This window comes from Bacillus sp. USDA818B3_A (assembly GCF_009928415.1).
Lineage (GTDB): Bacteria > Bacillota > Bacilli > Bacillales > Cytobacillaceae > Neobacillus.
The window spans coordinates 1-383 of record NZ_JAABNN010000066.1; the positions used below are offsets into that span (position 1 = coordinate 1).

1 rRNA gene is annotated in these 383 nt (G+C 43.6%); it reads left to right on the forward strand.

The annotated features are described in order from the left end of the window. Positions 1-147: ribosomal RNA gene (locus GXK58_RS26870) — 16S ribosomal RNA — on the forward strand; the annotation flags it as partial. Between the last annotated feature and the right edge of the window lie 236 nt (positions 148-383).

Here is a 383-nt window from a genome sequence, read left to right on the forward strand (position 1 = left end):
CACCGCCCGTCACACCACGAGAGTTTGTAACACCCGAAGTCGGTGGGGTAACCTTTTAGGAGCCAGCCGCCTAAGGTGGGACAGATGATTGGGGTGAAGTCGTAACAAGGTAGCCGTATCGGAAGGTGCGGCTGGATCACCTCCTTTCTAAGGATAATGCAGTCCTCTCGGACTGATAAGAAGTTGACCGTTTCTTGTTTGTTTAGTTTTGAGGGAGCAATTCTCTCAAAGCTTTTTTAAATCGTTCTTTGAAAACTAGATAATCGTATAGAAGAAACCAAGTAAAAACCGAGTAAAATCGCCATTTTAGTTTTTCTCTCTATTAAATTAGAGTAAAACCTTTTAGGTTAAGTTAGAAAGGGCGCACGGTGAATGCCTTGGCA